The sequence below is a fragment of the Tenacibaculum soleae genome (genome assembly GCF_030549005.1).
GTDB lineage: Bacteria > Bacteroidota > Bacteroidia > Flavobacteriales > Flavobacteriaceae > Polaribacter > Polaribacter soleae.
Genome location: NZ_JAUOSW010000008.1, coordinates 90,432 through 116,437, shown reverse-complemented (window position 1 = coordinate 116,437; position 26,006 = coordinate 90,432). Strand labels below are relative to the sequence as shown.

Annotated in this window: 22 protein-coding genes; 5 read left to right on the top strand and 17 right to left on the bottom strand. The window is 29.5% G+C overall.

Going from position 1 to position 26,006, the window contains the following annotated elements; all coding sequences use genetic code 11:
• Positions 1 to 23 precede the first annotated feature (23 nt).
• Entirely contained in the window at positions 24 to 1,013 is a 990-nt protein-coding gene (obgE, locus tag Q4586_RS11895; RefSeq protein ID WP_303529197.1) for a GTPase ObgE, read from the top strand.
• 146 nt (positions 1,014 to 1,159) lie between these two features.
• Positions 1,160 to 1,789 carry a hypothetical protein gene (locus Q4586_RS11890; protein WP_068701179.1) on the top strand — a complete coding sequence of 210 codons (630 nt, stop codon included), beginning with the start codon at positions 1,160 to 1,162 and terminating at the stop codon, positions 1,787 to 1,789.
• 45 nt (positions 1,790 to 1,834) lie between these two features.
• Here the strand turns inward: Q4586_RS11890 and Q4586_RS11885 are convergent, their stop codons facing one another.
• From Q4586_RS11885 to surE, 12 genes are all read right to left on the bottom strand, one after another.
• Positions 1,835 to 2,464: a M48 family metalloprotease gene (locus tag Q4586_RS11885; RefSeq protein WP_303529196.1), complete on the bottom strand. Its 630-nt coding sequence runs from the start codon at positions 2,462 to 2,464 to the stop codon at positions 1,835 to 1,837.
• A 71-nt stretch (positions 2,465 to 2,535) separates the two neighbouring features.
• On the bottom strand, positions 2,536 to 3,549 hold the full coding sequence (locus Q4586_RS11880; RefSeq protein WP_303529195.1) for an SGBP N-terminal domain-containing protein: 1,014 nt from the start codon (positions 3,547 to 3,549) through the stop codon (positions 2,536 to 2,538).
• Between the two features lie 74 nt (positions 3,550 to 3,623).
• Complete coding sequence (locus Q4586_RS11875) at positions 3,624 to 4,940, bottom strand: RagB/SusD family nutrient uptake outer membrane protein (RefSeq protein ID WP_303529193.1); 1,317 nt, start codon at positions 4,938 to 4,940, stop codon at positions 3,624 to 3,626.
• Positions 4,941 to 4,955: 15 nt separating this feature from the next.
• Positions 4,956 to 8,252, bottom strand: coding sequence for a SusC/RagA family TonB-linked outer membrane protein (locus tag Q4586_RS11870; RefSeq protein WP_303529191.1), 3,297 nt, complete (start codon positions 8,250 to 8,252; stop codon positions 4,956 to 4,958).
• 5 nt (positions 8,253 to 8,257) lie between these two features.
• The gene (locus Q4586_RS11865; RefSeq protein WP_245662300.1) at positions 8,258 to 10,765 is read right to left on the bottom strand and encodes a zinc-dependent metalloprotease; all 2,508 of its coding nucleotides are present in this window, start codon (positions 10,763 to 10,765) and stop codon (positions 8,258 to 8,260) included.
• A 114-nt stretch (positions 10,766 to 10,879) separates the two neighbouring features.
• Positions 10,880 to 12,490: a sensor histidine kinase gene (locus Q4586_RS11860; protein ID WP_068701192.1), complete on the bottom strand. Its 1,611-nt coding sequence runs from the start codon at positions 12,488 to 12,490 to the stop codon at positions 10,880 to 10,882.
• A gap of 5 nt (positions 12,491 to 12,495) precedes the next feature.
• Positions 12,496 to 13,272, bottom strand: coding sequence for a LytR/AlgR family response regulator transcription factor (locus Q4586_RS11855; protein ID WP_303529182.1), 777 nt, complete (start codon positions 13,270 to 13,272; stop codon positions 12,496 to 12,498).
• Positions 13,273 to 13,356: 84 nt separating this feature from the next.
• On the bottom strand, positions 13,357 to 13,854 hold the full coding sequence (locus Q4586_RS11850; RefSeq protein WP_068701194.1) for a C40 family peptidase: 498 nt from the start codon (positions 13,852 to 13,854) through the stop codon (positions 13,357 to 13,359).
• A 3-nt stretch (positions 13,855 to 13,857) separates the two neighbouring features.
• A complete protein-coding gene (locus Q4586_RS11845) occupies positions 13,858 to 14,370 on the bottom strand; it encodes a C40 family peptidase (RefSeq protein ID WP_303529177.1) in 513 nt (170 codons plus the stop codon).
• A gap of 83 nt (positions 14,371 to 14,453) precedes the next feature.
• Positions 14,454 to 15,563: a lipid-A-disaccharide synthase gene (gene lpxB, locus Q4586_RS11840; protein ID WP_303529173.1), complete on the bottom strand. Its 1,110-nt coding sequence runs from the start codon at positions 15,561 to 15,563 to the stop codon at positions 14,454 to 14,456.
• Positions 15,564 to 15,568: 5 nt separating this feature from the next.
• Positions 15,569 to 15,856 (bottom strand): hypothetical protein, encoded by a 288-nt coding sequence (locus tag Q4586_RS11835; RefSeq protein ID WP_068701200.1) that lies wholly within the window; start codon positions 15,854 to 15,856, stop codon positions 15,569 to 15,571.
• On the bottom strand, positions 15,844 to 16,614 hold the full coding sequence (surE, locus tag Q4586_RS11830) for a 5'/3'-nucleotidase SurE (RefSeq protein ID WP_068701202.1): 771 nt from the start codon (positions 16,612 to 16,614) through the stop codon (positions 15,844 to 15,846). Before surE ends, Q4586_RS11835 begins: the two co-directional genes overlap by 13 nt.
• Positions 16,615 to 16,978: 364 nt before the next feature.
• On the opposite strand from surE, the gene Q4586_RS11825 reads away from it, so the two are divergent.
• On the top strand, positions 16,979 to 19,099 hold the full coding sequence (locus Q4586_RS11825) for a carboxy terminal-processing peptidase (RefSeq protein ID WP_303529171.1): 2,121 nt from the start codon (positions 16,979 to 16,981) through the stop codon (positions 19,097 to 19,099).
• 107 nt (positions 19,100 to 19,206) lie between these two features.
• On the opposite strand, the gene Q4586_RS11820 is transcribed toward Q4586_RS11825, so the two are convergent.
• Positions 19,207 to 20,001, bottom strand: coding sequence for a DUF2797 domain-containing protein (locus tag Q4586_RS11820; RefSeq protein ID WP_303529170.1), 795 nt, complete (start codon positions 19,999 to 20,001; stop codon positions 19,207 to 19,209).
• 66 nt (positions 20,002 to 20,067) lie between these two features.
• Between Q4586_RS11820 and Q4586_RS11815 the strand changes: the two genes are divergently transcribed.
• Positions 20,068 to 21,576 (top strand): GH3 auxin-responsive promoter family protein, encoded by a 1,509-nt coding sequence (locus Q4586_RS11815; protein ID WP_303529168.1) that lies wholly within the window; start codon positions 20,068 to 20,070, stop codon positions 21,574 to 21,576.
• Between the two features lie 5 nt (positions 21,577 to 21,581).
• Here the strand turns inward: Q4586_RS11815 and Q4586_RS11810 are convergent, their stop codons facing one another.
• The 4 genes from Q4586_RS11810 to Q4586_RS11795 form a co-directional block, all read right to left on the bottom strand.
• Entirely contained in the window at positions 21,582 to 22,043 is a 462-nt protein-coding gene (locus Q4586_RS11810) for a hypothetical protein (protein WP_303529165.1), read from the bottom strand.
• A 35-nt stretch (positions 22,044 to 22,078) separates the two neighbouring features.
• Positions 22,079 to 23,332, bottom strand: a complete 1,254-nt coding sequence (locus tag Q4586_RS11805) for a tetratricopeptide repeat protein (RefSeq protein WP_084442976.1) — start codon at positions 23,330 to 23,332, stop codon at positions 22,079 to 22,081.
• Between the two features lie 6 nt (positions 23,333 to 23,338).
• On the bottom strand, positions 23,339 to 24,853 hold the full coding sequence (locus Q4586_RS11800) for a M56 family metallopeptidase (RefSeq protein ID WP_068701214.1): 1,515 nt from the start codon (positions 24,851 to 24,853) through the stop codon (positions 23,339 to 23,341).
• Between the two features lie 106 nt (positions 24,854 to 24,959).
• Positions 24,960 to 25,325 carry a BlaI/MecI/CopY family transcriptional regulator gene (locus Q4586_RS11795; RefSeq protein WP_068701216.1) on the bottom strand — a complete coding sequence of 122 codons (366 nt, stop codon included), beginning with the start codon at positions 25,323 to 25,325 and terminating at the stop codon, positions 24,960 to 24,962.
• A gap of 127 nt (positions 25,326 to 25,452) precedes the next feature.
• Here Q4586_RS11795 and Q4586_RS11790 point away from each other — a divergent pair, with 127 nt between their 5' ends.
• Positions 25,453 to 25,953, top strand: a complete 501-nt coding sequence (locus Q4586_RS11790) for a DUF456 domain-containing protein (protein ID WP_068701218.1) — start codon at positions 25,453 to 25,455, stop codon at positions 25,951 to 25,953.
• Positions 25,954 to 26,006 lie beyond the last annotated feature (53 nt).

The following is a 26,006-nucleotide window of genomic DNA, read 5'->3' as shown; positions in this document are numbered from 1 at the left end:
AGCTCTTTAAATATTTAAAAAAAATGACTGAAGGAAATTTTGTTGACTATATAAAAATCTACGCATCATCTGGTAAAGGTGGTCGAGGATCTGTACACTTACATCGTGAAAAATTTATTACCAAAGGTGGTCCTGATGGAGGTGATGGTGGTCGTGGAGGTCACATTATTTTACGAGGTGATAAAAGTATGTGGACACTTTTTCACTTAAAATTTAAACGTCATTTTAGAGCAGAATCTGGTGGCGATGGAAGTGCAAGCCGTAGTACTGGGCACGATGCGAAAGATATTATCGTACCAGTACCGTTAGGAACTATTATTCGTGATGCTGACACTGATGAAATTTTATATGAAGTTACACATCATGACCAAGACATTATTTTGTTAGAAGGAGGTAAAGGTGGTCGTGGTAACTGGCATTTTAAATCATCAACAAACCAAGCACCTCGATATGCACAACCTGGTGTTGATGGTGTAGATGGATGGTTTCGTATTGAACTAAAAATTTTAGCAGATGTTGGTTTAGTTGGCTTTCCAAATGCAGGAAAATCTACTTTATTATCTGTAATTACCGCAGCTAAACCTAAAATTGCAGATTATGCTTTTACAACACTTAAACCAAACTTAGGTATTGTAGAACACCGTAATCATAAAAGTTTTGTGGTTGCTGATATTCCTGGAATTATAGAAGGTGCTGCCGAAGGTAAAGGTTTAGGTCATTACTTTTTACGACATATTGAGCGTAACTCTACCTTATTATTTTTAATTCCTGCTGATAGTGATGATATTCAAAAAGAATATGAAATTCTGTTAAATGAACTTCGCAAACACAATCCTGAATTGTTAGACAAAGATCGTTTGTTAGCCATCTCTAAAGCTGATATGCTAGATGATGAGTTAAAAGAAGAAATTAAAAAAGAATTACCTGAAGGTATCGAAACTTTATTTATATCATCTGTAGCTCAATTAGGATTACAAGAATTAAAAGATAAATTATGGAGCATGTTAAACTAACATATTACATGAAATAAACAAAAAAGCAACCTCAAATGAGGTTGCTTTTTTGTTTATTTTTATTTTTTTGTTATTAAATAATAAACGTATATGTTTAAGTACTTTAAACTAAAAAAGTTGTTTTCATTAATTAGACACGCTACTAAATGATCAAAAAGGTTAGAAAAAATTTGGATTATATTTTTCTTTATCTATCTCTAATAATTATTACATCAGTAATATTTTATTTATTTTTTAATTGTAAAATTATTGACGGAACAGATAAAATACTTGCTGCTCTAATTCCATTACTTGCCTTAATAGTAGGTGTTTTTCAAATCTTATTAAATCAAATTAATCAAAAAAAGAATAAGCTTTTTGAGCTTAGATACCAAGAGCTTCAAAACCAAATAACATTATTACAAAAAATCACTAATTTGATTAGTGAGAATATGACAAATTATTCAATTACCAATATTCATGGGTTAGTAAGTCAACTAATCAATCTTCTTAATGAGTTTATAAATTTCAATCGATTTCAAAAGGAATTCTTATTCAAAGGTATTACTCATAAAGAATCTGCAAAAAAATTAAAAGACATTTTACGGAAAATTCTAGAAAGAACTGATGAATTCAGAAAACAAATTGACGATAATAACAAAAATGAGTCTCCAAATATTAAATTACATAAAATTAAATGGCACAATGATATTAAAAGCTATTTAAAAGAACTAGATGAAAAGAACATCACTTATGACTATCTCAATGAATTAAAAAGTTTTCTAGAAGTACCATAATAATCTCTTATAAAAAACAAAAGCGCCCTCTGGGACGCTTTTGTTTTAATCCATATTCCATATCTTTTCAAAAATTTCTTCAAAAGCTATGTTTGGATCTTCATTAAAGCTTTTTTCAATATACAAATTCATTAGCTCTACTCTATCTACAGCACTTGGATGTGTAAATATTTCTGGTCCTAATAAAGATTGAACTACTTCTAAATTCTGTTTTAATTCTTCTCCTAAAGTTTTCTCTTTGGTTAGCATTAAATGTATCGCAATTAAATCTGCTAAATACTCTGCTTTTTTATAATCATTTGTTTTAATTCCAGAAGGTATTTGCGAACCTAATTCAAACTTTTGTGCTTGATTAAGTGTTACGATATGACCTATTTCATGAGATAACACATAAACTTTTATATACTCTTTATCATAGTCTACTAATCCTTGACTTACTTCAATATAACCGTCTGCTGCTCCAGCATTAATAGAACTATCTTCTTTATCTATTCTAAAATCATTAGGTATCATTATATCTCTATACGAACTAAATAGAGGTTTTATTCTTTCTTGATACAATTTATTTAGTTGCTCTTCATTTGTCAACTCTATAGTTATATCTTCGTTTTTTGTAGCACTTGTTTTACAGCCGGTTAGTAAAATAGTTATTAATAATATGGTTAATCTTTTCATAATAATAAATTTGCATAAAAAAAACACCCCTAAAATAAATTTTAAGAGTGCTTAACTAGGGGAAACATCAATTAATTCAAATATGTATATGTTACATTAGTATTAATGAACCCAAATACTAGATATGATGCAGTTAAAGGATACCCGTCTGTATTATATGTATAAACTACAGGTGTATCAGTTGAAAAACTACCTTGTACAGGGTTATTTACATTAACCTCTGATAGGCCAACTCCTACATTAATTTTAGCATAAGATGAAGGATATAAACCTTTAAATGGGTTATTTTTGTTGTCGTAGTTATTCTCTAATGTTTCTGCTCCAATTGTTGTTGTTTTAACATTTCCTGAAGCATCATAAGTATAACTTGTATTTGTTACTCTATCATTCTCTTTGTTTATTCTTTCTTTTTTTTCTAATCTTTTATCATCATTATAAGTGTAAGAAAATGTGTAAGACTCAGTACCTTCATCGGTCTGTTTAGCACTTATTATTAAACCTTCATCATTATATGTATATATAACACTTTGTGTATCTGATTCTCTTTTTATTATTTGATTTTTATCATTGTAAACATAGGTATAAGTTGTGGTAGATCCTCCTGCTTCTTCTGAATAAGATTTCATAAAATTAGAAACATCATCATAAGTATAAGTCGTTTTACTTTCGCTAAAATCGTCTTTAAAATGATAAGTTGCTATCTGTGAACCACTACCCACTTCTCCACGAATATTTATGGTTACGTTATATACTTTATCTGTACCATTTTCGGCAGTAACAACAAAAGGCATTTCTTGTCCATCTACAAAACTTACAGCTTGCCCTGACGCAGGAACAATTGTAGCATTTTCAGATATCGTTATATTCGTAACCAAATCTGAAATGTTCGTTTTATAAGGAACACTAATAGTAATATTATTTCCTAAGTTATAAATAACATCATCTTCATTTAAGCCTTCAAAATTAATTTTGAAACTTGTAATACTATTTAACGATGATTGAGATACGCTATCTTTATCATCACTAGAACAACCTATTATTATAAGTGCTATAATTAAAGATAAAAAAGGGAAAACTTTTTTCATAATGTATATATTTAATTTGTTAATTTTTGAGTGTCAATTATTTTAATCCGTTTGACACTTACCGGAGTTATATTTTAAAAATTGGGATTATTTATTTTAGCATCATTAGGAAATTGTATTACGTACCGATCATCATTTTGTTGTAATGTATAATTTGTACCTTCATACCATTTAATTATTTTTGGCTGCAAGGTTCTTTTTAAATCATTCCAACGATGTCCTTCAATTGCCAACTCACGCGCTCTTTCTTCTAATAATTCTTTGTAAAAATCTTCTTTATTTAAAGAGTTTATGAATGTTATATATGTAGCCATCTTAGACGGGGTATATCTATTTTCAGCTACTTTTAACAACTCTAATTTTGCTAAAGCTAATTCATTGTTTTGTAGATAAGCTTCTGATAAATTAAAATATAATTCAGCAACTCTAAAAGTTGACTTATACTTTAAATTTGCTGTTTTGGCTGGTCTATAAACGCTTCCGTCTTTCTTAAAGTACAAATTAAACCTTAAGTCATTTGTTCGATCATATTTATTTAATAGTTGATCTGAAACTGCAGCATTACTTGCTATATCAAACGATGATACTTGATCTAATGCTAAAATAGATTCTACAGAACTAAACTCTGATGGCATAATTGAATCATCTACATTTAAATCTTGTATTGTATTTTTTATAGCAAGTGCCTCTTTACTTGCGATGATAGCTTTTTGCCATTCTTTTTTATATAAATACACTTTCGATTCTAAGCTTTTTAATGCAATCTTTGAAAATCTATAGTTTAAACCAGTAGCTTGTTGTTCAATATTTAAACGTGCTTCAGCATTAGAAAGATCATTTAAAATCTGTACATAAACTTCCTCAATTGATTGAATATCATATTTTTGATCTAAGTTATATTCAGTCACTATAGGAATACCATTATCACTGTTAGCAGAAGTAGTACTATATGCTTTTGCATATAAATTAACTAACTGAAAATATTGTAGTGCTCGTAATGCATAAGCCTCTCCTACCAACTGGTTAACAGCTGTTACGTCACCAGTAATTTCAGTTTCTTTTTCAATTACATGATTTGCATGAAAAATTATTTTATAGAAACTAGCGTATGAAAAAGGAGTTGTTAATGGTGAGGTGTTTGTATCATTCCATAAGTAAATATCTTCATATTGCGATGATCCTGGAGAGCTTTTACTCAACTGTAATTCATCAGCTCTATATGTTGTTAAAATATGATTATTTTTTTTGGTTCCGTAAGCTGTAGTTAAAAAACTTCTATAATCTTCTACTGATTTAGGTATTACTTGACCAACTGGCTCAATATCTAAATAATCATCGCATGAAACTAGCGTAATTATTGTTACAAATAATATGTATATGTATTTTTTCATCTTTATATGTATTTTTTAAAAAGAAAGATTAAATCCGAAAGAAATAATTTTTGGTATTGGTTGTGAATATGAACTACCAAAAGTTTCTGGGTCAAAATATCCGTCATAATCTGTTCCGAAAACAAATAGATTTCTCCCTTCAAGGTTAAAACTTAACCTTGAAACATTCATACTTTCTAGATATTTACTTGGCACACTATATCCAAACTTTATACTATTAACTCTTATGTATGATATTTTATCTATCCATATATCTAAGTCTCTGAATGTATTACCTGTATCATATGTGTGATACCAATTATACACTAAGTCTGTTTCAAACCCAGGAGTTGTACTACCAATCAATGCAGGGTAATTTCCTGTACCTGCTTTTAAAATTTCTTTATTATAATTATAAGTAGGACTTACTTGTGTAGGATGGTATGTTGGTGTTCTTTTTACAGTTTGATTTATATTAAAATTAGTTGCTATGCTTAGACTAAAATCTTTGTATTGAAACTTATTAATAAAACCTCCACTAAATTCAGGATCTGCATTACCTACATAAGTATATAAATTTCTATGCTCTTCTCTTGTTAATTGGTTTCCATCAACCCCTTCTGATAAGTTATAAAAATCTACCGCTGTTACTTTATTTCCATCTTTCCAAAACAATGGCAACCCATTGCTATCTAAACCTGCTGTTTTTATAGCGAAAACTCCGTTAACTCCATATCCTAATAAAGAAGGTTTAAAATCGTTCTCTTTTATTTGAATTTTCTCTACTCTATTCTTATTGTGTGATATATTAAAACTTGTACTCCACTTAAAATCATCATTTACTATATTTTTAGTATTAATAGCCAACTCAACACCTTTATTACTTAATGTTGCCCAATTTGTGTTAATAAAATTGAAACCAGATTCTAGAGGTATTGCTTGTAATCCAATTAAATCAGAACTTTTACGATAATAATAATCTGCTGATACATATACTCTATTATTAAACAAACCTAAGTCAAACCCTACATTTGATGAGATTGTTTTTTCCCAACGTAAATCTTTGTTAGGAGCAGATATTACATTAATTCCTTGTTCAGAATTTCCTGGTAAAATAGTAACATCTTTATACTCTCCAACCACAAAAGGAGATGTTGATTTATCTATGTTTCCTTGTACACCATATGAACCTCTTATTTTAAAGTCTTTTATTGCCTCTATATCAAAAAAGCTTTCTTTAGCGACATTCCAAGAACCTGCAACTGACCATAAAGGTAAGTATCTAAACTCTGGGTTTACTCCAAATAAGTTTGAACCATCATATCGTAAGCTTCCAAATATTGTATATTTTCTATCGTAAGTATACGAAGCTGTTCCAAAGAAAGATGCATATGCATTTTCGTTAATTGTTTTTTTGTAAGGATTAAACAATTCATTTTCTAAAGCTCTTTCATCTGTTATTGGTATGGTTCTTAAAGTGTTGCTATTAAAACCAAACCCTTTTGTATGAATTTCTGTACGCTTGTCTTCTCTAAACTCGGTACCTAGCATCACATCAACTTCATGAATATTATTTATAGAAGTGTTATAATTTAAAGTAGTTTTCCAATTGTATTGAAAAGCATCACTATTCCAATTTTGATTTATACCTCCTTGTGGCATAAAAAAAGCGTCGTTCCCATCTTCATCTTGATATCTAGACCCAAATCTGTATTTTCGAGTATAGTAACTGTTTTTACCTCCAAACTTTTCAGTTTGATCAAAATCGAACTGCATACCTAACTGCGTGTACAATCTTAAAGTTTTATCAAATTTATATGTAAGGTCAATTATTGGTTTAATAGAATACGATGTAAGCTCTTGATTTGTATTCTGTCTTTCTTCTAAAGGATTATAATTTAAATTTAAATCTGACCTTTCAATTAAATCTGGATCATAATTATAACTACCATCAGTATTATATGGTGTAAAATAAGGGTTTACTCTTCTTGAATAATTTGCTGGGTTTGTGTATGCATCAATCCCTGTAATATATGATGTGCTTTTATTTCTACTTGCAAAAACTGATACTCCAATATTTAGCTTATCATTTACATCATAGTCATTTTTAAAAGTAAGGTTATACCTATTTAATCCAGTTCCTTTTGTTGTTCCTTCTTCATCAAAATACCCTAAAGAAAAATAATACCTTGATTTTTCACTTCCTCCTGAAAGTGTTAACCCATATTGTTGATTTATTGCTGCTTGATACAATTCATTACCCCAATTAGTATTTTTATTTCTTAAATTATTAATAGCATTTTGGGCTAATGGGTTTATACTTGAAAAACCATTGTTTTGAAAGTTATCATATTCTCCGAAAGCTTGTAAAATACGAGACACTCCACCTCTTTCGCTTTGATATACTAAATCTGACCTACTTGCTAAACCTAATTCAAAGTCTACTTTTTCAGAAGCATTCATTAGGTTTAATTTATCAAAATTAGGTCTTAAAGTTAAAAAAGAACTTGCGTTAAAATTAATTCTCATTTCGCCTTTTTTACCTTTTTTTGTAGTAATTACAATTACTCCATTAGCTGCTCTAGCTCCATAAATAGATGTTGCTGAAGCATCTTTTAAAACTGTAATTTCTTCTATATCATCAGGATTTATACCTGCTATAGGGTACGATCTTAAGTTATCAATATTATCTTTATCTGTAAAATCTTTAGGTATATCATTTCCTTGTAAAGGAATTCCATCTAAAACCCACAAAGGATCTGAAGAACCATTTAAGGTTGAAGTACCTCTAATTTGAATTTTTGCTGGAGCTCCAGGTGCGCCACTAGTTGGTTGAACAAGTACTCCTGAAATTTCTCCAGAAAGCATTTGATCAATATTAGCCGTACCAGCACGTTTAACATCATCTGTTTTTATTTTAACATAAGAGGAAGTCACTTTTCTTTCTTCAATCTTTTGATATCCTGTTACAATTACTTCTCCTAAAATTTCTTCCTTTTCTTCTAAAGAAATTATGAGGTTTTTACTCTTATTCTCAACATTAATTTTTTGAGTTTCAAAACCCATATATGATATTATAATGTATTTTATATCTTTTGATCCCTTAAAAGAAAAGTTTCCATCAAAATCAGTTGTCGAACCTATCATTGAAGCTCGAATAATACCATCTATATTGGTTTTACTACCAATCATTTTTGTTGATGCATAAACCGAAACACCCGGTAAAGGATCCATTCTTGACGCATCTATAATTGTACCACTAATTGTTTTCGTTTTTTGTGCAAAAACAGAAAGTGAGATAAAAAATAGTATGTAAAATATTTTTTTGTTCATAATTATTAGTTATTCAGGTTATATTCAATTCTAGCTATCATATCATTATAATGGTTTTTTGTAGCTACATTTCCTTTCTTTCTTTTCTTTTTCAATAATTTTAAGATTCTTTCTAACTCTGCTCTTTTATTTGAACCCGCATCTGACACTCTGGGTATGTAAGTAAAGTGTACATTTTTAAAGTTCTTATGTTCGTTTGTTAATGTTGTTTGTTTTGTTTTCTTTAATAATATGTTTCTATCAACAGTTAATACGTCTACATAATTTTTTTGAGTCATACGATCAAACATGTCTAGAATTTCATTCTTAATTGTTTTTTTAAAAACAGCTTTAAAAAGTTTATTAAATAAATATTCTTCTGTAAAAACTTTTTTATTGTCAGGCGTTAACACTTTGTTTTCAGCAATTCTCATTAATCTATCTGTTTCAATAAGACGATAAATCATGTTTGTTTGATAGGCTCGATGCATTGAGACCGGAGAGTAAAATCGTTCACCATCTGGTGCATCTCTAACAGGGTATACTTTATGAATTAAATCTGGGGTAAACAGCCATTTTTGTGGTAAAATCGCTTTATTTATTATATACTCTAATGATTTTTTTTGAACCTGTACAGGAACTGGCACAAAGGTGTTTTTATTATCACCATAAATAGTATTGTTGATATAAATTCCTCCGATATTTGCCATAACGTGATTATTGTATAATACCCACTGATCTATTACTGCTTTATATAACTTAGATGCTCTATAATAATCTTCTCCTTCCTCCTTTGTCCATGTTAAAATATTAGGAACAATTCTTTGTAAGTTTTTTAATCCGTACTCACTTGCTTTTACTGCATCATCACCTAAATCTTCACTTTGCGACCTTGGGTCTATAACCTTTCTTTGTTGTGGGCCATAAAAATATAATGGATCATTTTCATGTTTTCTTATCCACTGGTTTAGTATTGGTAATTCTTCATGAGCTGTTTTTCCTTCTAACCAACGGTACCCCCAATTAATAGCATACTTATCATACACTCCAATTTTCGGACTAATTTCGGTTACATTATCACCTGGTTGAGCTACATAATTATAACGAGCATAATCCATTATAGATGGTGCAGTCCCTCCCATTTTCTTAGTAAAATTAGCTGATCTTAATGAATCTACGGGGTAGCTAAATGATGCTCCCATGTTATGTTTTAATCCAAAAGTGTGCCCTACTTCATGAGACGATACAAATTTAATAGACTCCCCCATTATTTCATCTGAAAAAACATTAGCTCTTGCTTTAGGGTTTATAGGCCCTGTTTGAACACGAATCCATTGGTGTAGACCTTTCATTAAATTATGCCACCAAATGATATCTGACTCTAAAATTTCTCCACTTCTAGGATCTACTATTGAAGGTCCCATTGCATTTTGTCTTTCTGATGCCACGTAAGTAATTACAGAATAACGAACATCGTCAATGTCAAAATCTTTATCCTGTTTCGTAACTTGTTTAACAACTACTGCGTTTTTAAAACCAGCCTGTTCGAAAGCTTTATTCCAATCATAAACTCCATTTTCAATATATGATATCCATTTTTTTGGCGTTGCAGGATCTATATAATATACTATTTGTTTTTTAGGAATTACTAATTCTCCTTTTTTATATCTTTCGATATCTTCTTTTTTGGGTTCAAGCCTCCAGCGTGTAATTAATTCACGATGCTCTACTTCGTGTTGACTATCAGAATAATAGTCCATCGGTTTACTAAAGTAACCTATTCGTTTATCACCAAAACGCGGCTTCATTATATTAGTTGGCAACAAAACTATATTGGTAGTCACACCTACTGATAAAGATAACGCTGCACTTTTCCCTTCAGATACAGAAGTTGTTAAAAGAGATTTTACTACTATATTTTTAGAAAAAGTTTTTACGCTCTCAATCTTTGATAGTTTTGTTTTAACACTACCACCTAAACCTATATTTGACAATAAATCATTAAAACTTTTGTCGTTCCCGTCAAAAACTCTATTTACTTTAATTAAAGCCGATGTTTTCTTTTCGTTTTCTGACTCAATTTTAAATCCCTCTATAATAGATTCTCCAAAATTATCATGTACTGAAAGTGTAATTGTATTATTTTTTGGAGAAGTTACTCTTGGGTTAATTGTTTTTACCCAAACCTTATTTAATACTGTATCTTTATAAAACCTAATTAATTTAGTTTCATAAGCCATACCTTTATTTAATCCGTGTCCGTTTAGTGCATAAGGAACTTGAGAAACTTTATTGACAATTAAAAAGTCTTTTGATAATAACGAATCTGGAATCTCAAAATAGATATCTTCTTTTAATCTATAAACGTTAAACAATCCTTCTTTCTTACTTCCTTCTTTTTGTAATTTCTTGTACGAAACCTTGCTAGTACTTTTAATAGTATCTTTTTTCTCTTCTTTATTTTGTGCTATTACTACTGTAGTAGTAAAAAACACCAAGAATAAACCAAGTACTTTTAAATTAATGTTCTTCATTTGAGAATACCTCTTCATAAATTATTTTGATTAACAAGAAACCAAATGTAGAACTGAAGATGCTTTTTAAAAACTAAATGAGAGTGAAATAACTTTTTAAAGGAGTGAGTTTTATTATTTTGACAATAAAGGAAGATAACATTTAAATTTACCCCAAACAATCTCTGTTTTAAATGAATTTACATTATAAAATGCATAAAAATTATTCAAATAACTTAAACCGACACTGTAGCTTGCTTCTTTCTCGCCTTTTCTTGGATTATAATTGTTACTCACTATAATTATATCGTTTTCTATTAAAACCTCAACAAAAAGAGGGTTCTTTTTTGTTATCTCATTATGTTTAATAGCATTTTCTACTAATGTTTCTAATGCTAGAAATGGAATTCTCTTCAATAATGCTTTACCCTCCTCACTATTATCTACAATACTTAAGTTTATACTATTATTAAATCTGATTTTTTGCAAAAAGAAATATTGCTTTAAAAAATCTAGCTCTTCTTTAACAGTAGTAAAATTAGCCTCTCTTTCTTTTAATAAGTACCTATAAACTTCAGATAATTTTAGTACAAACTGCTGAGAGGTTGTTTTATCCAAACCTATTAGAGCATGTAAAGAATTTAACGTGTTGAATAAAAAATGGGGGTTTAACTTTTTTCGTAACTGACTTAACTGTAATCGAGCATTTTTTTGTTGATACTGTTCATTACTTATAGCCAATCGTTTTCTTTCTTGCTCGTACTGAAGCGTTTTTAAATACTGACTTCTTAGTTGACTTCGGGAAAAAGCGAGTATTAACAAAAAGGTTAGTAATGCTAATAAACTCATCCATAGTAAATATTGCTTTATATTGTTCACAGACTCTTTGATAAAAATATTTAAAGGAAAACTTGTTATTAAAATCAATTCCGAGTTACCTACCTGTATAACATCATAATAACGCATTACTTCTAAATTCAAATATTCAGAAGTTACAGCTACTTTAACTTGATTTTTCTTTTCATAATCTTGCTGTTCAAAGTTCTTGACAATCTGGCTCAACGAAACTTTATCAAAAAAAGAAGTCTCATATTTTCCTATATATCCTATTTCAGGATGTAGCATACAAACACCCTCTTTATTCGTTAAAGTAACATACCCTCCTTTACCACTATATTTTTGTGAAAAATAATCCCAATACTTCAATAGGTTAATATCATAACCAAAAACAACGAAAGTGCCATCTTGCAATTTATGTTTGATAACCTTTCGGTAGTATATTTTACCTCTTAAATTTAAAATTGTATCAAAAACTTGGTTTTTATCTTCAAGAGATTTCGCCTTTTCTAATACACTTTTATTAGCATCCATACTACCAAAAAAGTAAGAATCTAAAACTTTATTATCGTCTAGAAAGTAAACAAAACTAATATCTATATTTTCTTCAGAGAAAGCTAATTCACTATTAAAAAGTAATCTATTTTTTAGCTCACTTCTACCTAAGTCATCACTACTTTCTATAATTTTTTGAGTATCGATAATGAATTTATTAAATTCATTAAAATCAAATTGCAAAATACTTTCCTTTTCTTTTGCATATTGTTTTATAACAACCTCTATCAAGCTCTCAGCTTCTAAAGCTATTTTATTAGTTATTAATCTATATCCAATAAAAAACAATACGATTAACGATACACTTACTAAAAGATAATACTGATGCTTTCTTTTTTTTAACGGAAACTTCATAAAAACTAGTTATCCAACCACTTTTTAAATTCTTTTATTCTTTGAGCGCTCACTAAAAGCATTTCCTCTACATTTAAGTTTGGTTGTAATTCTATTTTTATACGATTGTTACTGTATTTTGATATGTTATTAATCGCTGAATGCTGTAAAATATATTTCCTATTAATTTTAAAAAAGTATTTTTCAGATAGTTCTTCTTCTAAGCTAGAAATTGTCCCGTCATAAAGGTAACTTTCGTTATCAAAAGTAAATAAGAACAAATACTTTCCTTGCGCCATAAAATAAGCTACATCTTCTCTTTTTATAGAAATAGACAAACTTCCTTTTGATACCAAAAAACGTTCTTTTTCTTTTTGATGCTGTATTTTGCTATTCATTTGTAATAATAATTGCTCTAGCTTATCAGTATACCCTTTATTTTCATTAAGGTTTATGTATTTTTCTATCGCTTTGTTAAGTAATTCTTCACTATATGGTTTTAATAAGTAGTCTATAGCAAAAAACTGAAAAGACTTGATTGCATACTCGTCAAAAGCTGTTGTAAAAATAATAGGTGTTGAGATTTTTAAATCCTCAAAAATTTCAAAACTATAGCCATCGCCAAGGTGAATGTCGCTTAAAATTAAATCACAGGTATTTTCTTTAAGCCAAAGAATTGAATCTTCAACACTTTCCAATCGCTTTTTTACAGAAATTGAATGTGGACTTTTAAGCAATAAACTTTCTAAAGAAGAGGCAGCTAAATCTTCATCTTCAATAATAACTACATTCAATGTGTTCATTTTTAAATAAGGTTTTAAGGGATATGTTCAAAAGTATTAAATTATTTTAATACTATTAACGTCACTAATTATTTTATGGATAGATTAAAATATTCGCTTCGCTAGTACAAACTCCTTTTCCCAATACGATTCATTCATTGAAGATATAATAACCCCTTTTAAAGTTGTTGAATGGATAAAAAATATTTCACCACTCTCTATTGAAGTTATTAATCCAACATGATTTATTCGGCCTTTTAAACGAGCAATATCAAAAAAAAGCAAATCTCCTAATCTCACATCAACTAGCGGAATTTCTTTTCCTTTAGTGCTTATTGCTTTTGATGAACGCGGTAATTTAATACCTATTTGTCTAAACGATGTGTTTACAAGCCCAGAACAATCCATTCCGTTTTTTGTTGTTCCTCCAGCCTTATAAGAAACATCTTTATATGAATTTGCTATCGCTAACAACTTCTTAATCTTTGTTTTTTCTGTAGCTACCTGCCCCTCTTTTTCACCTAATTCTTGATCATCTTGACTGATAAATTGAAAAGCGATAAACCCAATAATAATTAACAGTAAAATTTTGTTTTTATACATCTATCACAAAACTCTTTTCGCTTTTATAAACGCCCTACTCCAATAATTTTCATGTAGTGACGTAACAATAACTCCACGAGAACTTGTAGAGTGAATAAAACGAATATCTCCATTTTTAATAGAAGTAACCAAACCTACATGATTAACGCCTCGGCCTTTTCTAGATGTTTTAAAAAATAATAAATCACCACGTTGTACCTGTCGTAAAGAAATTACATAGCCTTTAGTGTACATATCACGTGATGTTCTAGGCAATTGAACTTTACGCTGCTTAAAAGAAGTATGAATTAAGCCAGAACAATCCATTCCTCTGTTTGTTATCCCTCCATATTTATAAGGCACACCTTTATATGTTACCGCCGTCCAAACAATTTTATCTGCTATGGTTGGTTTTCCTTTTGAAGGGGTTCTTTTTACTATAACTTTTTTTGGTTTTTTATATACTGTTACATTTTTTGATGCTCCACACGAAACCATCAAAAAAGAAAGCATTAAAATAAATAGTATCTTTTTCATCTTACTTTTATCAAATCGAGCGCAGTCGAAATTTAATTCTACGTATTCTATATATATCTCAACTGCGCTCGAGAAAATATACACTAACTTAGTCCACTCACAATTAACTTGGCTGTTTTTTCTGAAGCACCTTTACCTCCTAACTTTTGCTCTAAATCAAAATAATCCAAAAACAAATGTTCTCTTTGTTTTTCATCAAGAATCTTAGTTAATTCAGTTTTTAAATTTTCTTTTGTAAAGTCATCTTGGATCAATTCGGTTACAACTTCCTTATCCATAATTAAATTTACCAACGAAATATACTTAAGTGTAATAATTCGTTTTGCTATTTGATATGAAATATTGCTTCCTTTGTAACAAACAACTTGAGGCACTTTAAACAAGGCTGTTTCTAAAGTTGCGGTTCCTGATGCTACCAAAGCTGCATGTGAAATGCTTAATAAATCGTATGTTTTATTATTGATAAATTTCACATTTTTATCGCCGATAAATCCTTTATAAAATTCGTTAGTTTGACTTGGTGCTCCTGCTACTACAAACTGATAATTAGAAAAATCATTTACTAAAGATAACATTACCGACAACATTTTAGTAATTTCTTGTTTTCTGCTACCCGGTAATAAAGCTATAATTTCTTTATTTCCTAAACCATGTTTTTCTCTAAAAGTAGTTTCGTCTATTTGTTTTCTACCAGCTACTCCGTCAATTAACGGATGTCCAACAAAATTTACGTCGTAATCATATTTTTTATAAAATGCTTTTTCAAAAGGAAGAATTACAAACATTTGATCTACGTCGCGTTTAATATCCTTTACCCTACCGGCTCTACTAGCCCAAACTTGGGGCGAAATATAATAATTGGTTTTAAAATTATGTTTTTTTGCCCATTTAGCTATCCGAAGATTAAACCCAGAGTTATCAATAAAAACAAGTACATCAGGATTAAATTGAGCAATATCTTTTTTACAAAAAGATAGCATTCCTAGTACTTTGGGTAAATTCATTAATACCTCAACAAATCCCATAAAAGCCCTTTCCTTGTAGTGCTTTACAAGTGTTCCGCCAACTTGTTGCATTAAATCGCCTCCCCAAAAACGAATTTCTGCTTTTGAATCTTCTCTTAACAAAGCTTTCATCAAGTTAGCACCATGCAAATCACCAGAAGCTTCTCCTACAAGAATATAATATTTCATGAAAACTATCTAAATTTTAAAATCAACGTTATCAATGCTATCACAACAGTAGTAATTAATACACCTCTTGCTCTATAATCTTGATTCTTTTTTAAAAACACCCAAAAAACAAATAAATTAGGAATGGCTGCCAAAGCTAAAACAGGCCCTAATACTCCTCCTTCTATCACTTTTTTAAAAGTTTCGGCAAAGGAATGAATAGATATAAATTCTAAATAAATAAACAACCCGCATGCAGTAGCGAATATTGATGTTAAAGCGCCAATTATTACTTCTTTACTTATATGTCCCATGAATTAAGTTTTTGGATTGCGTGATGTGCAGTCATATCAAATTGAACAGGAACAATAGAAATAAATCCGTTTTCTAAAGCCCAAATATCAGTATCCTGCCCTTTATCTTTATTTACAAATTCACCCGATAGCCAATAATACTCTTTACCATAGGGACTTTTGCGCTTGTCGAAATTTTCTTTCCAATATCCATTTGCTTGACGACAAACACGTACTCCTTTTATCTCTTCTTCTTTTAACTTTGGAATGTTTACATTTAAAACTACTCCGTCTGGTAACCCATTTAATAAAACGTTTAACACAATTTTTTCGATAAACTTTTTAGCGGCTCTAAAATCAGCATGCCAATCAAAATCTAATAATGAAAAACCAATGGCAGGAATCCCTTCAATACCCGCTTCAACAGCCGCACTCATAGTACCAGAATAAAGTACATTTATTGATGAATTTGCACCATGATTAATACCTGAAACACATAAATCTGGTGTTTTATTTAAAATTTCATTTTTTGCCATTTTAACACAATCTGCTGGGGTACCAGAACAACTATATTCAATTTGCGGTCCTTCATCAATGGTAATAGGATTACAGCGTAATACATTATCAACTGTAATAGCATGCCCCATTCCACTTTGTGGACTATCAGGAGCTACAACAACAACATCACCAATTTTATTCATTATTTCAATAAGCATACGAATACCAGGTGCTGTAATTCCATCATCGTTTGTTACTAAAATTAAGGGTCTTTCTTGCATAGTATGTAAGTTTTACAACAAATGTAACATAAAAAAAGCATTCTTATTTTAACATTTTATAAAGAAACAATCCTACATATTATTCGTAAAATTGTAGTAATCAAACACTAATAACATGGTTCGAATTATTATCTATTTATCTGTTTTTATTATTTCTACTTTTTCTGCAATAATAAAAGCTTCATAAAAAGATCTTGCTTTTCATTTTTAATTTATAAAACTACAAACTAAAAAGCACGACCAATATAACATATAGATTATAAAAACAACTCAATATTTAGTTATATACAAGCATCACTATTAAATATGGCATTATTTTAGTAGCTTAGCAACATTAGTACTTAATTATAAAGACAGTAGATATATGAAGACGAAATTTATCATTCCTTTTTTAGCGATAACGCTATTATTTTCAAACATTATTTTTTCAAATACCGTTTCAAAATCAGACCCAGAAAAGGATAGAGTGATTATTTATGTCTTAAAAAACATTTTAAGCAGATATCATTATGTTCAAAAAGATTTAAACGATGATTTTTCAGCACATGTTTACACTAATTTTATTGATGGATTAGACCCTAACAAAAGATACTTTACACAAGAGGATTTAAAAGAGTTTTCGCAATTTAAATATCAAATAGATGATCAATTAAAAAGTAGTAACATTGACTTTTATAAATTGGTATACAATCGATTTTTATCTAAGTTAAAAACTGCAAAAAGAAATTACCGTGCTTTGCTAACCGAATCTTTTAATTACAAAAAGAAGGAAGTTATTGATATGGATTTTGAAAAAATTCCTTTTGCTAAAAATGAAAGTGAATTGGTGGATTATTGGAGAAAACAATTGAAACTTTCTATTTTAAGTAGAATTGAAGATGCAGAAGACTTACAAAACGATAAAGCAAAAAAGGATAAAACCTTTAAAAAGAAAACATTTTCTGTATTAGAAAAAGAAGCTCGGAAAGAAGTTTTAAAAAATATGAACGAATTGTACCAACGTATTGATGAACTTGAAAATTCTGATTGGTATTCAACTTTTTTAAACAGTGTAGTCAGTGGGTTTGATCCACATACAACCTACATGTCTCCTCGTTTAAAATCTCGTTTCGATCAAGAAATGTCAGGTAAATTAGAAGGTATTGGTGCTCGTTTACAAAAAAAAGGAATTTACACCCATATTGTTGAGTTAATTTCTGGAGGTCCTGCTTGGAAACAAGGTGACTTAGAACCAGATGACATTATCTTAAAAGTAGCTCAAGGAGATGCAGAACCTTTAGACATTGTTGGAATGCGTTTAGATGATGCAATTAAATTTATAAAAGGAAAAAAAGGCACTGAAGTTCGTTTAACCGTTAAGAAAAAATTTGATGGTTCTACAAAAGTAATCTCAATTATTAGAGATGTTGTGGAACTAGACGAAACGTTTGTAAAATCGAGTATTGTTGAAAAAAATGGTCAAAAATACGGAGTTATCGACCTACCAAGGTTTTATATTGATTTTAATGACTTAAGCCGTAGAGATGCTGCTAAGGATATGGAAAAAGAAATTGAGCGTTTAAAAAAAGAAAACGTAAAAGGATTGATTGTTGATTTACGTGATAATGGTGGTGGCTCTTTAAAAACAGCTATTGAGATTGGTGGATTATTTATTGAAAAAGGCCCTATTGTACAAGTAAAATACAGAGATGAAGACCCGTTGGTTAAAAACGATACTGACGCTAAAGTTCAATGGAATGGTCCTTTAGTTGTAATGGTTAACGAGTTTTCTGCTTCTGCTTCTGAAATCTTTGCAGCTGCAATGCAAGATTATAAACGTGGAGTAATTATTGGTGGTAAACAAACCTACGGAAAAGGAACCGTGCAAAATGTATTACCTATTAATCGTTTTTACGAAAAATACCCGAGTGATTTAGGTGCGTTGAAAATGACGATTCAAAAGTTTTACAGAATAAATGGAGGTTCTACACAAATAGAAGGAGTTTATTCTGATATTTCATTACCTAGCAGATACAGTTATATGAAATTCGGTGAACGTGATTTAGAAGGTGCATTACCTTGGGACAAGGTACAACAAGCCAAATACCAAACAACAAACTCATACAGTAATTTTGGTGATGCTGTGTATAACAGCCAACAGCGTGTTTTAAATGATAAAAAGTTTAAAAAAATTAACGAATACGCAAAATGGCTTAAGAAAAACCAAGAAGAAAGAGTGTATTCTTTAAATTACAATACTTTTAAAAAAGAAAGTCATGATAAGATAGAGGAAACTAAACAATTTAAAGATATTTTTAAATTCAACTCTAATTTAACTTTTAACTCCCCTAAATACGAATTGAACCTATTTGCTAAAGACACAGTTTTAAAAGAAAAACGCGTGGTATGGCACAAAAATTTGAAAAAAGATATTTATTTAAATGAAGCTCTTAATGTACTGAGTGAGTTAAAAATGAATAAAAATTACACAATAGTAAAACAATAAAAAAAAGCAGCCTTTGGGGCTGCTTTTTTTTATTATATCTCTTTCTAATTATGATCTAAAGTCATTCTGAACTTGATTCAGAATCTCATCCTAATAGTAATTGCTTGCTAAACCAACTCTAATTTTACTACCAAGCCTTCGTTAGCTCGAACATTAAAAACAGTTTCGTCTTCAAAAATTAAATACTGCCCTTTTACACCAACTAAAACCCCCGTATAAGTTTGTTCTTTTACAATATTTAAACTTTTAGGCTTTAAAGGATATTTTTCAACAGGAAAATTAATCGTAGTCTCTTCATTATTTTCAATAATATACTGTTGAGCTTCTACAGGTATAAAATCTTTTAATTTTTCTTTCCAAGATATTAAACTTTCATCTTCAACATCATTCTTAAGCATTTTACGCCAATTAGTTTTATCAGCTACATATTCTTTTAAAGCAACCTCTGTAATTCCTGCTAAATAACGATTAGGCACCTCAACAATTTCAATTGCCTCATGCGCCCCTTGGTCTATCCAACGTGTTGGTACTTGTTGCTTTCTAGTAACTCCAACTTTTACATTACTAGAATTGGCTAAATACACAATATGTGGTTTTAATTGCACGCTTTTTTCGTATTCTAAATCACGATCTTCAATACCTAAATGTGCTTTACTTAATTCTGGTCGCATAATCCAATCACCAGCATTGGGTGTTTCAAAAAAACATTTTTTACAAAACCCTTGACGGTATATCGTTTTTTCTAAATGACAGTTTAAACATTCGTATGTAACAAAACTTAGTGTTATTTCTTTATTTAACAACTGATTTACATTTATAAAATCAGATTTCATATCTAAATAATACGCAACCGTCTCTAAATTTTCGGTTCTCATTTTTTTTAAAACTCCTTGGTATTGCATGTCTTAAATTTTATTACTTTTAGCTTCACAAACTTACAGTAAAAAAATTAAATTAAGAGCTAATCTATGTCGTTTCCATTTATAAATTCTATCATTTCTTGGTTTTTAAAAAAGCGCAAACATCAAGTAGAATTGTTTTTAAAATATCCAATTGATGTACAAAACGAGTTATTACAAAAATTATTAAATACTGCAAAAAAAACTGAATTTGGTAAACTGTATAGCTTTTCGTCAATAAAAAACTATACTGATTTTGCCGCCAATGTTCCTATTCAAAAATATGAAAGCATAGAGCCTCTAATTGAACGCTGCAGAAAAGGTGAACAAAATTTGTTTTGGCCCACCCCTATTCATTGGTTTGCAAAAAGTAGCGGAACCACCAATGCTAAAAGTAAATTTATACCTGTTAGTGATGAAGCCCTAGAAGACTGCCACTTAAAAGCGGGAAAAGACATGTTGTGTTTATACATCAACAACAACGAAGAAACACAAATGTTTACAGGTAAAGGATTAAAACTAGGCGGTAGCACGGCTATTTACGAAGACAATAATTCTTATTTCGGAGATTTATCGGCAATTATTACCGAAAACTTACCTTTTTGGGCAGATTTTAGCTCTGCTCCTAGCTCTGAAGTTTCTTTAATGGCTGAATGGGAAACTAAAATGGAAGCTATTATTGATGAGACTATTAACGAAAACATTACGAGTTTAGTTGGTGTTCCTAGCTGGATGTTAGTTTTATTAAATCGTGTTTTAGAAAAAACAGGGAAAAATAATATTTTAGAAGTATGGCCTAATTTAGAAGTATATTTTCATGGTGGCGTAAATTTTAATCCATATCGAGAGCAATATAAAAAGCTGATCCCTAAAGAAAGTTTCAAATATTATGAAACCTACAACGCATCAGAAGGTTTTTTTGGTATTCAAGACAGAAATAATTCTAACGAAATGTTACTCATGTTAGATTATGGTATCTTTTATGAATTTATCCCAATGAGTGATTATAATGGTGAAAACTCAGTTGCTATACCGCTTTCTGAAGTAAAAAAAGGAATTAATTACGCTGTAATAATTACAACTAACGGTGGTTTATGGCGTTATTTAATAGGTGATACTGTTAAATTTACATCAACAAATCCATATCGTATAAAAATTACTGGACGCACCAAACATCATATTAATGTTTTTGGCGAAGAATTAATTATCGAGAATGCTGAAAAAGCATTGAAAATTGCTAGCCAAAAAACCAACGCTAATATTAAAGATTATACTGTTGGTCCTGTTTTTATGAATGACAAAAAAAGTGGTGCGCATGAGTGGATTATTGAATTTAGTAATCCACCAAAAAACATTACTTATTTTACTCAATTATTAGACGATGCTTTAAAAACTATTAATTCTGATTATGAAGCTAAACGGTATAACAATATGACCTTAGCAATGCCTATAATACACGAAGCTCGTAAAAATTTATTTTATGATTGGCTAAGAGAAAAAGGTAAATTAGGTGGGCAACATAAAGTTCCTCGTTTATCAAACAAACGTGATTTTGTTGAAGAGTTGTTAAAGCTGTAAGTTTACTAAACCTCAACTCTTAAAGGCAATCGGTATTGCGTAGCTACAGGAATGCCTCTTTTGTAAGCAGGTGTTATTTGGGGTAATTTCATAATCGACGCTCTTAAAACACTATCTAATTTCGGAAACTGCTGAATAACCTTTTTTGAATATTTTATTTCTTCTAATTTAAATATGCCTCTTTTGTCAACTAACAAATCAATTAAAATAGTTTCATTAATTGTTTCTTTTGTTATAAACTTATAAGTAGCAATCGAGTTTTGTATTCTTTTAGTCACTTCTTCATAAAAACAAGCTTTTTTTTCACTAATCGGTAATTGATTACAAATTTTAAACGTAGGTGATATATCTACTTTTGTAAAGTCAATTATCGAATTAAAGTTATTTTTTGTAGTTTTCTTTGAAAAAGAATCGCACGATAAAAACAAGAAAAGCATTATTACAAAAACTACATCATAAAATCGCATCTAACTGATTTTTAGATGAAAATACAAAAAATAATTTACTCTAACACCTCGCCTTTTAAGAAATAAAACTTTTTAATTTCCTTTAATCTTGTTTTTACTTGACTCGTTAATAAAGAATCACTTGTTCTAAACTTGTTCATATAGTTTTTATAATATTTATAGGCTATCCTTTTATCCTTATAAAAATGTTCTGAAGTATTTGCCAACTGAAACAATGCTCTGTAGTTTTTATAATTTTCATCATAAGCATCTTTATACGCATTCATTTCTTTTTTAGGCTCACCTAACTCTTTATAAACTCTAGCTATCTGATAATATTCTGTATCACGCGCTTCTTTACCCACAAATGTTGCAAACCAATAGTTAAAACGAGCACTTTTATAGTCTTTTTCAGCAAAATCAATATCGCCTAAATACGTGTATGATTTAAAATCTGCTCTATCTATTTTTAATGCTTTTTTAAAATTATTTCTTGCATTTTCATAGTCTTTTAATTTAAAAAAACTGCGTCCTAACATTTTTTTTGTGTAGTGCTCGTTTGGCTCTAATGAATCAATTTTTTCCAATAAGTCAATAGCTTTTAAGTATTGTTTACTCCTATATAGCTTATTAATTTTTAATCTATTTAAAGCAACATGGTTTGTATTTACTTTTAACCCTTTATCAATAAATAAATTTGACGAATCTTTATCCCTTAAAAGTGTATACGCGACTGCCAACTGATGAATTGCTTTTATATGTTCATTATCATTCTTATAGGTATCTAAAAAACTATTAATTTTTAAATCTCTCTTTTTTAGCATTGCGTACGCAATCCCTATTTGATAATGATAACTTGCATTAGTTTTATCTTTTTGTAGTAAAAAAGCAAAAACCTTTTTAGCTTTTTTAGGTTGCTTTGTTTGTAAATACAGTTTTCCTAACCTATACTTTATTAATAAATTATCTGAATCATCAGCAGTAATTTCTTCAAAAATTTTAATTGCTTTTTGCAGCTTTTTTTCTTTTTGATAACTTTTACCTAAGGCTATTTTAGTAGAATATTCGTCTTTTAATAAAAGCGCTTTTTCGTAATATTTAGATGCTTGTTTATAATTATCTATCGAACTATAAATACTTGCAATTTTTTTGTTTGATTTATAATTCTCAGGCAATTTTTTAAGTTGTATTAATGCTTTTTGATAACGACCAATATGTACCAAGTTATCAATAGATTTAAAAGCCGAGGTTTGCGCCCCGACTTTTAAAAATGAAATAATAAGAACAATACTTAAAATTTTATTTTTCATATAATTTTACTCAACTATAAATGATATTGGTAACACATATCCGACCTTTACTTTTTTACCTTCATGCTCACCTGGTTTCATTTGGGGTAACTTTTTAATCATTTCCATTGCCGCTTCTTTTAGTTTCGGGTGTGGTGCTCTTGCTTTTACATCTGTAATGCTACCATCTTTATCTATTTTGAACTGTACATAAATTTTCTTTTTTCCTGATTTCAACCCTAAAGCATTTGCTAATTTGACATCAAAATTTTCTTTTACAAAATCCTGTAAACTTCTATTTAAACAACTTTTATTTCCTTCTTCACAACCTGGAAACGTTGGTGCATTTTCTATGATTGAAAATGGAATATCCTCGCCTTTTATGTGTTTTTTTCTTTCACTTTTTGAGAAATCAAATAAATGAGCAATAATTTTTCGTCCATTAAATCCTGAGAAAATTTTCACATTCATCGTTGAACCAATTTTACTCGAATTAACTTTATCCCTTATATTAAAAAACTCTTGTTTTTCTTCTTCAGATAATTCCTTTATAGATAATTCTTTTCCTAAATCTACCTTACTATCTCCATAATAAGAATCTAGTAAGCTAGTTTTCTCTCCTTTTATTGATGTTAATTTACCTTCTTTACTATTATAAATTGTCATCAGTTCTTCTTCGGATTCTTTTTTTTCATTATCACTACACGCTGTGTAGAGCACCATACTAGCCAGCAACGGAATTAATAATAAATACTTTAATTGCTTCACTTGTTTTGATTTTCCTTTTGTCATCATAATAATTCTTTTTTTAATTAATGAATGTTTATAAAATTGATTTACGAATGAGATGTTTTCTACCTGAAAAATATCAGCTAATAAATTATTAATGTAATTTTCTTTTTCGGTTGCTTTACTTACCACATCATCTGAAATATATTCGTGTACTAACGATATGCGGTTTTGATACACATACACCATCGGATTAAACCACATGAATATTCTTAAAAACTCAAAAAACAATAAATCTAAGGTGTGTTTTTGTGTACTGTGAACTAATTCGTGTTCAATTATCTTTTCTTGCTTTTCAGTAGGAATCCCTTTTCCTAAGAAGATATAATTGAAAAACGAAAAAGCTTTTGCATTTTTAGGCAACAACACTAATTTGTATGCCTGTCTGTTTTCGCTTCCGTATTTAAAAATCAAACGAACTATTCGCTGTAGTTTTATAATAAAAATGGTTAAAAAAAGTAAACTCCCCGCTACAAACAAAACATCTAAATAGTTTATAGATTGATACCAAGCTGCTTTTTCTAATACACTTTGTGGCGACAAAACTACTTCGGGTAATAAAATGGTGTATTCTAACGGAACTACTTTTTGTATGGTTGGTATTTTAAAAAGTGGTAATAAAAATGAAATAACCGATGTACTTAATAAATACCACCTGTTTTTAGTGAAAAAAGTTTCTTTACTAAAAAAGAAATCATATACTGCCACAAATAACACCTGAAATAAGATGACTTGAATTATATAATTTATCATGAGTCTTTATTTTATGTTATCACTTTGAGTTTTATTGATAGAGATAAACTTGTAAAATGCTCTCGATACAAATTTTTCATATTTCAAAATTTACTCGAACTAACGATTACTTTTTGTTTTTATTAACTTCTTTTAAAATACTTTCAAGCTCGTTAATATTCATTTCGTTTTCTTTCATAAAAAACGACACCATGCTTTTAAACGAACCTCCAAAATAACCATCCATTAACTTATGTAAGCTTTGGTTACTATAAGAAGATTTTTCAATTAAAGGATAATACACATAACCTCTTCCTTTTGTTCTGTGCCCAACAAATTCTTTAGTTTCTAAAATTCTGATAATTGTTGAAACTGTATTGTATGCTGGTTTCGGAATGGGTAATTCTTCAATTACATTTTTTACAGATGCCTCTTTTAACTCCCATAAAACTTGCATTATTTGCTCTTCGGCTTTTGTTAATTGTTTATTCATACTGTATGTTTTAATAACTTCGATTCAAATATAACTAAAAAATTAGTTAAAACTAATTTTTTAGTTACAAATATGTAACAAACAATTCTTATTTTCGTCTTATAGTTAGATAATTAATAGTTTTTATATGGATGTGTTTTTAATTTTAGTAGGCTTTTGTTTTGTTTGTTTAGGAATCATTGGTGCTTTTTTACCAGTTTTACCTGGCCCAATTACAAGTTGGATTGGCTTATTATTACTGCACTTAACAAAAGTAATTCCGCAAGATTGGTGGTTTTTAGGAATCACCTTAGCTATTGCTGTTATTATATTTATTCTAGATTATTTTATTCCTGCCATGGGAGCCAAACGTTTTGGGGGCACTAAATACGGAGTATACGGTACAACGATCGGACTAATTATTGGTTTATTATCTCCTATTCCTTTCGGAATTATAATCGGTGCTTTTTTAGGAGCATTAATTGGCGAATTAATTTATGACAGCAAAGATACCAGCAGAGCTTTAAAAGCATCGTTTGGAGCTTTGCTTGGTTTTATTACTTCAGCAACCATTAAATTTTCGATTGCTGTTGTTTATTTTGTTTTGTTTTTTACTACTCTTTGGGAATACAGAAATGCTTTTATTTAAGTTAAACACTTAGTAAATAAGCTTAGCCCCGATTGTAGTATTTGTTTGAGCTC